We start from the raw sequence: 9,414 nt of genomic DNA, 5'->3' as shown, positions 1-9,414 counted from the left end.
CGCGGTTCATCCGGCGGATGGTGGTCGGACGAGCACGTTTCGTTTGAAGCCGTACTTGTGGGTGAAGCCTGCGGCGCCGCGTCGTCCTGCGCCGGTCATTGGCATGCCTTGCAGGACGCCGTTGTTGGCGGGTCTGGTGCCGGATTGGGCGAGGTAGTTGACGGTGGTGGCTTGTAGGGCCTGTTCCTCGAGTGCGGGTGCGGCGCTGCTCCAGGTTGACGGGACGGACAGTCCGCCGACCTTGATTGACGAGGCGGCGTGGGCTGCTATGGCGCCGCCGGGGTGGCCGCCGCCCAGTGCTGCCAGGCCGGCGAACTGTGGTGTCGGGAACCACGCACCTTGGGCGCCGGCGGTGCTACCGATACCGAACGTCGTCTGCTGCTGGATCGAGTAGCCGAAGCTTCCCTGCCCCACCCCGAAGTAGGGGAAGCCGATGAGGTTTTTGAAGAACGTGAAGAAGCNTTGGGCGCCGGCGGTGCTACCGATACCGAACGTCGTCTGCTGCTGGATCGAGTAGCCGAAGCTTCCCTGCCCCACCCCGAAGTAGGGGAAGCCGATGAGGTTTTTGAAGAACGTGAAGAAGCTGGGGTTGAGCCCCATCGGATTGGTCGGAGTCGGGATGGTCAACCACCCGACCCACCACGGAGGCGGATCTGCGGCAGCGGGATCGGCGGCCGCGGCCGCGGCGACTTGCTGCAGCGCTTGCGGCGCAGCCGAACTGGAGGCCAGCTGCGTTGTCCCTGACGTCACGGCCTGCGCGGAATTGGACGCGGGCTGCGACGCCGCTTGGGTCACCGCGGCGGCCTGGTCGGCGGTGCCGTCCGGGGTGGTGGTGTTGGGTGGTGACTCGAACGGGTCCACGTCGGTGGCTACCGCCGAGGACGCGGCGTAGCCGATCATGGCGACGGTATCCTCGGCCCACATGTCCATGTATTGGGCCTCGGTGACCGCGATCGCCGCGGAGTTCTGCCCGAAGAAGTTGGTAAAGATCAGGTTCATCAACAGCACGCGGTTGGCTGCGATCTCTGGCGGGGGCACCGTCATCATGAACGCCGCCTCGAAAGCGGCCGCTGCCGCCCGCGCCTGGCCGGCGGTCTGCTCCGCCTGCGCCGTCACCGCCCAGAGCCAGCCCACGTACGGCACGACCGCGGCAAGCATCTTCTGTGATGCGGGCCCGATCCATGGTGCACTGGTGAGCTCGGAAATCACTGAGCTGTAGCCACTCGCCGCCGTGGCCAATTCCGTCGACAGCCCGTCCCAGCCCGCGGCCGCGGCCATCATCGGCCCCGATCCCGGACCCGCGTACATGCGTCCGGAATTGATTTCGGGCGGTAGCGCTCCGAAGTCAAACACCGTGTCCTCCTCAATTGGCCGGGATTGCGGTGGCAATCTCGGCTATCGCGTAAGAACCTTTACAAACCATTGGTGGCCGCCGCAGCAGCGGTTGCTACCCGCGGACCGCTAACTCCTGGGAGCCGAACGTCCGTCGGTCAGCAAACCCAGTAAGTAGGCAATCCAGGAGGATCCGGTGCACCCGTTCGCCATCTCCAGTCTGGTGCTCTACCACCATATTTCCCGGTATCTGGTCAGGAACGACATGCCCATCCTGCCTCGATTACCCCCGCTGTCAGCAACCGAGCGGCAGCTCACTTGGGCTGAACTGCCGCTCGTGGAAGACATTAATGGCTTATACCGGCGCCGCCGACCAGCAATGCCAATTATTCACACCAGGCCAACCATTGTTCATTCCCGGCTAACTGGTGTTCATTTACGGCGGCCGATTGTTCACCTTTGATTTGCTTACCGGTGTTTTCGGTTCTGTCGCCGCCGGCGCTGTTAGTCCTCTTCGAGGACGAGCGCCATCTCCGGACAGGAGGCCACACCGTCGCGAATCGACTCCGCATCCTCGGGTGGTACTTCGTGTTCTTCGAGGATCGAATACCCCGACTCGTCGATCGGGAACAGCTCTGGATCGACGGCGTAGCACTGGGCATGGCCCACGCACTTCGACTTCTCGAGACGAACCCTCACAAGGTTCCCTCCCCCGGCGCCTTCGCGGAATCGCGCCGGATCGGACGTGACAATCGATGGGTAAATCGGTCGGCCGCTAAATTCTAGAAGATCAGCCGACGAGCGTGGGCGGTCAGTTCGACGGTCCACCAGCCGGATTGGAGCGTGTGCGAAACACATGCGATATTGGTGTGCCTGAAAATATCGGTGACAGCACAGTTCCAAGCGGGCCTGGCTGAGTCGGGGACTAGGAACGAAATGTCAGACGACAAGCGGAGATAGAGCGCATGAGCATCTCTGGCGAATACAAGCCAGGCGACTTCTACCTACCGCGGCTGGAATATTCGACCATGCCGATGGGCGCCGACCGCGGCGTTGGATGGAAGGTGCTTCGAGACACCGGCCCGGTCGTGTTCATGAACGGCGCGTACTACCTGACGCGTCGCGAGGACGTGCTGGCCGCGCTGCGCAATACCGAGGTTTTCTCGTCGCGACTGGCGCTGCAGCCCCCCGGCTACCCACTGCCAGTGGTACCACTGGCATTCGACCCGCCGGAGCACACCCGCTACCGCAAGATACTGCAGCCATACTTCAGCCCGCACGCGCTGAACAGGTCCCGGCCGGTGCTTGAACACCATGCCGCCCAGATGATCGCTGAGCTTGCCGCTCGCGGTGAGTGCGACGCGGTAGCGGATTTCGCCAACTTGTACCCGTTTCAGGTGTTCCTGGACCTTTATGGTCTGCCGCTAGAGGACCGTGACCGGCTGATCGACTGGAAGAACGCACTGAACGCGGAAGGCCCCCATTTCGACCAGTCCGACATCGAGAAGGCGCAGGCGCTATACGAATACCTCAACGCCGCGATCCAAGAGCGTCGGGAATGCCCTGGCGATGACATGTTGTCGAAAGTGATGACCGGCGAGGGCGACTTTTCCGATCTCGAGTTGCTGGGCATGAGTCACCTGTTAATCCTGGCTGGGTTGGACACCGTGACCGCGGCGATCGGGTTCTCCCTCTTCGAATTGGCGCGTAGGCCGCAACTGCGCGCAATGCTTCGCGACAACCCCAGGCAGGCCAGGGTTTTCATCGAAGAGATCGTCCGACTAGAACCGTCAGCGCCGGTGGCGCCCCGGGTGACCACCAAGTACGTCGAAATCGGTGGCATGACGTTGCCCCCAGGCACTGCGGTGCGGTTGTGCATGGCGGCGATCAATCGCGATGGCACCGATTCAGTGTCGACCGACGAATTGGTGATGGACGGAAAGGTGCACCGGCACTGGGGATTCGGCGGCGGCCCGCACCGGTGCCTGGGTTCTCATCTGGCGCGGATAGAGCTGACTGTGATCGTCATGGAATGGCTCAAGCAGATCCCCGACTTCGACGTGCCGCCGGACTACAAGCCCGAAATCCTCTTTCCGTCAAAAACATTCGCACTCAGGGCATTGCCGCTGAGTTGGGATTAGCCGCGGCCGACCCGCGGAACTCCCAACCCAGCAGCTGCTGTCTTACTTGCTGACTTCGGTGGCCGCCACCTGGACGAACACGCCGGTGTCCTCGGCCATCAGCAGGCCTCGACCGCGAGGCAATGGGCCGCCCTTCATCTTGCCCCGGATGAAGCCCTCGTCGGGATCGGCGTCCATCACCAGCAATGGCGTGTTCGCCTGGTGCAGTGCCCGCAGGATCGGGTCGCTGCCCGACGACGACCAACCACCGAACGTGCGGGTGACCAGCACGTGCAACCCGACGTCCGCGGCCCGGGTCACCCAGGGGGCGATCTGGTGCAGCGGCGAATCGAACCCGGGTGGCAGCTGCTGGACGTCGTCGACGATCAGGAAGATCTCCGGACCGCTCCACCACGACCGCGACAGCAACTCCTGTGCGGAAAGCCCTGGCGGGGGCTGACGACCTGCCAGAACCGCTGCCAGCTCACCTACCAGCGCCTGCACGCCGTCGAGGTTGTAGGCGAACTTCTCCACGTACTCGGTGCCCAGGACGGTCAGCAGCTGACGGCGCGGGTCGACCAGCCAGACCTGCGCCGAGGGCTGCCCCGCCGGCGGCGGCGGTGCGGTGCTGGATCCTGGCGCATACAGCCGGCCGACTTCGGACATGATCGTGGCAAGCGTCGTGGTACGCCCACATTCGCGTCGGCCCGTCACCATCAAGTGCGCATTCTCATTGAAATTAAGGTAGACCGGCGCCAGGTCCAATTCCGAAATGGCCCAAGTGATTCCGCCTACGCCAACACCTTGGCGGTGGTCTCGGGCAGCCAGTTCCCGGACCTGCTCCACGCCGAACCGTGCCGGCAGGCGGCGCACCGGAGGTGCCTGGCCGCTCGCGAGCCTGCTGACCGCCGCGACCACACTGTCGGACTCGAAGATCTTTTCCGGAGTGTTGGCCAGTGCCGGCCGGCTCACCAGCGTGTGCAGGCCTGCCTGGGGGTCGCTGTCGAGTCGGACGTAGTTGACAGCGACCATGCCGCGCCCCGGCTTGACCGGAACGTCCTTGGCTAACCGGGACCGCACCAGCTTGGCGTCTTCCACCGCGGCCAGACGCAATTCGATTCGGGAGCCGAACCCGCTACGCACCGGCGGTCGCAGCTCCGATTCGCGATCGGCAGTGACCACCACGTGCACACCGAACGAGGGGCCCTGGTTGATGATCTGATTCACCTGCTCGATCAGCACCTCGTTCTCCTCGGCCAGTGCCCGGTAGTTGTCGATCACCAGGTAGACATCGCCGAAGCCGTCGTTGGGTACCGGTCCCGGCTCGCCGCCGAACTTTCGGCGCCGGAACACGTCCATCGAGGCGATTCCATGTTCGAGGAAGCTGCGCTTGCGGTCGCGCACCAGCGCCAGCAGTTCGGCAACCGTCCGGCGGACACCGTAGGGATCCGTCGGCCCGGCCACCTCGCCCACGTGCGGAAGACGCGCGATCGTGGTCAACGCGGTACCGCTGTAAGCCAGGCAGTAGAACTGGATCTGCTCGGGTGTGTGGGTCAGCGCGGCTGAGCAGATCAGCGTCTGCAGTGCCGTGGTCTTGCCCGCACCGCCCGCGCCCAGAATCAGGACGTTGGCGCCCGGACCGGAGGTGTCAACCGTCCACGGCGGCTGGTCGTGCTTGAACGGCCGGTCGATGATCCCGATCGGGAACACCAGATCCCGTGCGGTGCCGTAGTCCTGGTTCCACGGACGGGCGAGGAACCGGTTGACCAAATCGTCGATGGCGACCGGTTGTGTCAGCGGCGGTTGCCACAAGCGGTAGGGCTCGAAATCGATCTTGCGCAGCTGATTGATGATCTCGGTGCCGACTTTCGGCGTCCTGATGCCTTCTTCGTCCTCGGCCTCGGCACCCTCCGGCTCGAGCAAGTCGCCATTGCCGAGGAAGGGCGGCGGCTCGATGTCCGGCCCTCCGACACTGACCTCGAGCGGGGTGAACGAGTTGGTAAACAGCTGCGGGCGAATGTAGTCGATGCTGTGCACGAGTACAGGCGCATTGTCACCGTCGATGGTGATCCCGCGGGAGTAGTAGTCGCGCCAGAGAAACTCGGCCTGGAATCGGACGATGTCCTCGAGGCTCCTACGGAAATAACCCAGACCGGCTTGGGCCGGCAAGTTTACAGCGTTGGGCACACCTGCGGCCTGCGCCGCCCCCGCGGTACGCGCCTTCAGCACCAAGCGGTAACCCATGTTCTCCATGAGCTTTTCGGCGCGGCTTTCGATGGTCTGCGAGGCCATCATCAGGTGGATCCAGTAGGCACGGCCCTGCCGGCCGATCGAGTCGAGGACGTCGACCGCGGTCGGCATGATGCGGAACCATTCGTAGAACTCGTCGATGACCACCACGAGCATCGGCAGCGGCGGCATGTCCTGGCCGCGGGCGCGCATCCGCAAGCGCACGGAGTTGTATTCCTTGGCGTCGTCGACGCCGGCGTTGTCACACACCGCCTTGCGGCGAGCGATTTCGCCCCACAGCGCGTCCAGGAAGCGCTCCATCAGCGCCTGGTCTTCCTCGAGGTCGGTGATGATCCGCGAGACGTGCGGGACCCCGTTGAAAGGCTTGACCGCTGACCCACCTTTGAGGTCGGCCAGGACGAACTGCAGTTCTTCGGGTGGGTGAGCGAGCATCAGCGACTCGATCACGGTGCGCACCAGCGTCGACTTACCGGAACCCGTGGTACCGGACATGACTCCGTGCGGGCCGTCGCCGCCTTCGTCCAGCGACTTCATGTCCAAGAACAGCAGCTCGCCGTTGTCGGAGCGATTGCCGAACGGCACCCGCAATCTCGAGCGGCCCATCGTGTCGGTGCGGGCAGCCCACAGCGCGTCGAAGTCGATCTCGGCAGGATCGTCAACTCCGTAGTAGGCCAAGATGTCTCGGGCACCGATGTGGGCGACGCGCTGGCCGATTTCCTCGTACGCCTCGGCGAGGCGCCAGTGCGCCAGCTTCTGCCCGAATTCCTCGGCCTCGGCGGCGCTGATCTGGTCGGTGAGAGCGAAGAACCACGGCTTGTCGTCGATCACCATCCAGGTGTCGCGGTCACGAGGCAGTGCCTCGATCACGCCTTTGTCGTCGAACCGCAACGTCCGCTCGGGGACCGAGGTCCACATCGAAGAACCGGTCAGGTCGAAGAACGTCACGCCGTCGACACCTTCGGCGCTGATCACGTACTCCCATTGTGGGTCAACGACATCGGCGATGATCACGGTGTGCGGCGTCGGCGTCTGTGCCGACGAACTGGCGTGGCGAGGCGTGAACGACCCACGGCCGGCGAACAATTCGGCTTGCTCGGCGGCGAACTCACGCACCGAGCTGTAGACCATCCGGGCGTTGCCCGCCGCGTCGTGGCGCCGGGAGTCACCGAAGTGCGGCAGCCACTTCACCCAGTCCCATTCGTCCAAGTCCGAACTGACCACCACCATCTGGACGTGGTCGGGGCCGTGAGAGAACGCCAGCTGACAGACAATCGCCCGCATCAATGCCAGCACCTGTGGGCGCTCACCGATCAGCGCATACCAGGGTTCCACGAGCAGGGAAACCATCTTGGGCAGGTTGTAGACGACGCTCTGATAGCGACCGAATTCCTGAAGCGCCTTACCGGTGACCGGCTCCAGCTCGATGTCGGTGGGCATGTTCTGGGGCTCACCCCAGGTCACTTCGGGACGTGTCATACCGACACCGACGCGGACGACACCGAAGTTGAGGTCTTTACCGTCGGGTTTGCGCTCCCACATCCGCGGCGATCCCACCGCAGCGCTCAGGGTGTCGGGAGCCGGGTGGAACCACCGGTAGTTGGCGTCCATGCTGTCGGCCGACTCGTGGGCGGTCTCGCGCAGCATGTCCAGCATCAGCATGAACTGGGCGCGCATCGAGTCGAGTTTCGGGCGGCTCATCTGCTGCTGGCCACCGAACCGGCCGCCGAACATCATCATCGCGACACCACCGATCATGAAGATCGGAAAGATGGCGCCGGCGCCGCCGAACACGTGCGAGCCGCTGGCAAATGTCATGGCGATCATGCCGATCAGCAGACCGACCACCAGAACCCCCACCACGACCATCCACCAGGGCTTGCCCTCCGGTGGCGGAATGCTCAACGGTGTTGGTAGAACGATGTTTTCCGGCTTGATTACCGGAGGCTTCTCCGGAGTCGGCCGGGCGAATCCACGTTTCACTTCGGTACCACCAACTCTGCAGGGGACATATCCATCGGGAGGGTGCCGTGCTCCACCAGCGCATCAGCCCGCGACAGCGTCGGGCCCTGCGGAAGGAGTCGAAGCGCCACCCACGGCGCAAGGCTCGGTGTGGTCTGCAGACCCAGCGCCTCGCGCACGTCGCGGGTGTCATCCACTCCGAAGCGGGCGCCCGCATCCGTTACCCACCATAGCGATTCCGTCGTCTTGGCACCGGGATCGTTGCCGGTGACGGCGACGAAGTTGGCGAAGCTAGGACCGAAGTAGACCTGGTCGGCGGTACGGCCTGTGGTGTCCGACTTCACCAGCGATACAACCTTTTTCGTCTCGGCCTGCGCCACCGGGATGGTTGGCCCGGAGACCACCTGGATCCGGGCCCGGTTTTCGCCGCTAGTCTTCTCCCACCACCAGCAGGTCGCCGGGTTCTCCCGAAGGTCCATGACATTCAACGGGTTGTCGGGATACGACGACAGATCGAGCTTGTTGACCACCGGCATCTTGGCCAGCGCGGACGGCTCGACGGTCATCGGCTTGCTGTTGTTCGCACCGCCGGCGTTCTGCATGATCTGCGCGACCAGGGGCGGCAGGGTCTGCACACCGTCGGCCAGCACCAGCGAATACTGCTGTGGCCCACTGATTTGTGGGGTGATGAGGATCGTCCCCACCGGGCCGGGGGCGCCGGGGAAGGTCGCCGGGCTGCCTGCGTTCTGCACCTCTGGGACCGTCAGTTCGGGCCCGACCGGCAACGCGTCAAACAAAGCGCGGCTCATCGGCTTCGCCATGCTGATCTGTTCCGGCGTCAGACCGAGTGGCAACAACACGGAGCGGTTCGCCGCGTCGATCCGCGACCGGCGTCCGTCCCGGATGACCCAGGTATCCCCGCTGTAGCTCAAGACGACGGCATCCGAGCCGTTCAATACTCGCCGGCGGCCGCTGAGGTCGGGTGTCCCGTCGATCACCGTGACGGTCACGCCGGACGGCGAGCCGACCCCGGTCGAACCGGCGACCGTGTCGCAGATCAGCCACGACGACGAGGTCGGCGTCTTCGCTCCGAAGTTCGACGGCGCCCCGGGAATACCCACCATCGGACCACGCGGCACGTTGGCGATTTGACTGGACCGAACGAGGTGCGGGTTGTCCGGGCGCCCCGTGATCAACCGGGCCGATGCCAGGTTCAGCGCCGGGTACAGCCTGTCGCCCACGCGGACGTATAGCGCGCCGGAGTCACGGTCGGCGATGATCGCCGAATCACCCACCTGGCCGGCCGGGCTGATAAATGAGTACAGCAGCGCACCCAGGCAGATCACCACGGCCGCAGACACGGACGCCACAATGGCCAAGGTCTGGCGGCGCCCCGGCTCGACCTCCATGCGGACCCGCCAGCGGGTCAGCGCCATCGAGGTTCGGCGAGCAAGGAATTGATAACCCGTCACCTGCGTGCGCGTCGATAGCCCGAGGCCGTACCCCGAGCCGCGCTGCCCGCGACTCTCTTCCGCCACTAATTCACCATCCGGTCTGCTAGAACGTCTGGACACCGTCCAGCACGCGAATCACTCGATAACCGTAAGCCACCCGCAATAACCTCGCCACGCCGCGCAATGTGGCGTTTACCGCCATGCCTTGCTGCGTCCACCCGTGCAGCCGACCGCAAAGCGGCGGCCGGCACAGGCTCAGCGGTAGCAACCACCACTGAGCTGGCAGTTTCCAAGTTCCC

At 64.5% G+C, this 9,414-nt stretch carries 5 protein-coding genes; 1 reads left to right on the top strand and 4 read right to left on the bottom strand.

The annotated features are described in order from the left end of the window. Positions 1-6: 6 nt before the first annotated feature. Together H7K34_RS26570 and H7K34_RS26565 are read right to left on the bottom strand one after the other, a co-directional pair. Complete coding sequence (locus H7K34_RS26570) at positions 7-1,353, bottom strand: PPE family protein (RefSeq protein ID WP_264065034.1); 1,347 nt, start codon at positions 1,351-1,353, stop codon at positions 7-9. Between the two features lie 483 nt (positions 1,354-1,836). Then, a complete protein-coding gene (locus H7K34_RS26565; protein WP_264065033.1) occupies positions 1,837-2,031 on the bottom strand; it encodes a ferredoxin in 195 nt (64 codons plus the stop codon). A gap of 266 nt (positions 2,032-2,297) precedes the next feature. On the opposite strand from H7K34_RS26565, the gene H7K34_RS26560 reads away from it, so the two are divergent. Beyond that, positions 2,298-3,473, top strand: coding sequence for a cytochrome P450 (locus tag H7K34_RS26560; protein ID WP_264065032.1), 1,176 nt, complete (start codon positions 2,298-2,300; stop codon positions 3,471-3,473). A 42-nt stretch (positions 3,474-3,515) separates the two neighbouring features. On the opposite strand, the gene eccCa is transcribed toward H7K34_RS26560, so the two are convergent. Both eccCa and eccB read right to left on the bottom strand, forming a co-directional pair. Beyond that, positions 3,516-7,682, bottom strand: coding sequence for a type VII secretion protein EccCa (gene eccCa, locus H7K34_RS26555; protein WP_264065031.1), 4,167 nt, complete (start codon positions 7,680-7,682; stop codon positions 3,516-3,518). Further along, positions 7,679-9,199, bottom strand: coding sequence for a type VII secretion protein EccB (eccB, locus tag H7K34_RS26550; protein ID WP_264065030.1), 1,521 nt, complete (start codon positions 9,197-9,199; stop codon positions 7,679-7,681). The genes eccCa and eccB overlap by 4 nt, the downstream gene beginning before the upstream one ends. Positions 9,200-9,414: the final 215 nt, after the last annotated feature.

The sequence above is a fragment of the Mycobacterium montefiorense genome (assembly GCF_025823255.1).
Classification (GTDB): Bacteria; Actinomycetota; Actinomycetes; order Mycobacteriales; family Mycobacteriaceae; genus Mycobacterium; species Mycobacterium montefiorense.
This window is presented reverse-complemented; position numbering and strand designations above follow the sequence as displayed.